The sequence below is a fragment of the Blautia sp. MSK18_10 genome, from assembly GCF_020553185.1.
GTDB classification, from domain to species: Bacteria; Bacillota; Clostridia; order Lachnospirales; family Lachnospiraceae; genus Blautia_A; species Blautia_A wexlerae.
In genome coordinates this window covers 1-742 of record NZ_JAJCGT010000119.1, presented here as the reverse complement: position 1 = coordinate 742, position 742 = coordinate 1, and the positions used below count along the sequence as shown (strand labels likewise).

Below are 742 nucleotides of genomic sequence, written 5' to 3'. Positions count from 1 at the left end.
GAAATATCGGATGCAAAAAACTGACGCTTTGCAGCAGGTGCGATTTTTAGCCAGTCTCCAGTTGAAAGGCTGATTTCTTCTCCATCAATTATGGCTTTGCCGTTACCTGAAAGAATTCCATAGATTTCTTCATTTTCTTTATGAGAATGAACAAATGGGACATTTGCTCCTGCAGGTAGTTCGTTTAAACTGATTTCTGCACCTGTTAAAGACAACTTTTCATGTAGCTCAATTCGGTTTTCCTTTCCAATAGTTGTTTTTGTGTAATTTGCCATAATAATACCTCCATAGTTAATTTGTAGTTTCTGGTTGCTTGGCATTAGTATAGTGTGAGACACATACAAAAACAAGTACGCACCTTTTTGTAACTGTACACTCAAAATTGAATGTGTTACAATAGACTCGGAGGTGAGAATTATGCGAGCAAAAGAAGAATTACCGGAATGCCCAGTTGCAACAGCAGTATCGCTCATCGGAGGAAAATGGAAACTGCTGATTTTGCGTAACTTGAAAGAGCGTCCATGGAGATTCAATGAGCTACAACGAAGTATAGATGGTATTTCACAAAAGGTTTTGACAGAGAGTTTAAGACAAATGATGAGTGATGGACTGGCATATCGCCACGATTACCATGAGCAGCCACCGAGAGTTGAATACGGCTTAACGGAACTCGGAACAAAAATGCTTCCAATTGTTAATTCACTTGCTGACTTTGGTAACTACTATAAATCAATTATTGAAC

General features: G+C 38.5%; 2 protein-coding genes. One reads left to right on the top strand and one right to left on the bottom strand.

Annotated elements, in window-relative coordinates:
• A partial coding sequence (locus LI074_RS17080; RefSeq protein ID WP_173698468.1) for a cupin domain-containing protein occupies positions 1–275 on the bottom strand: 275 nt, incomplete at its 3' end.
• A 142-nt stretch (positions 276–417) separates the two neighbouring features.
• Between LI074_RS17080 and LI074_RS17075 the strand changes: the two genes are divergently transcribed.
• Positions 418–742 (top strand): winged helix-turn-helix transcriptional regulator (locus LI074_RS17075; protein ID WP_173698467.1); only part of this gene is annotated, 325 nt, incomplete at its 3' end.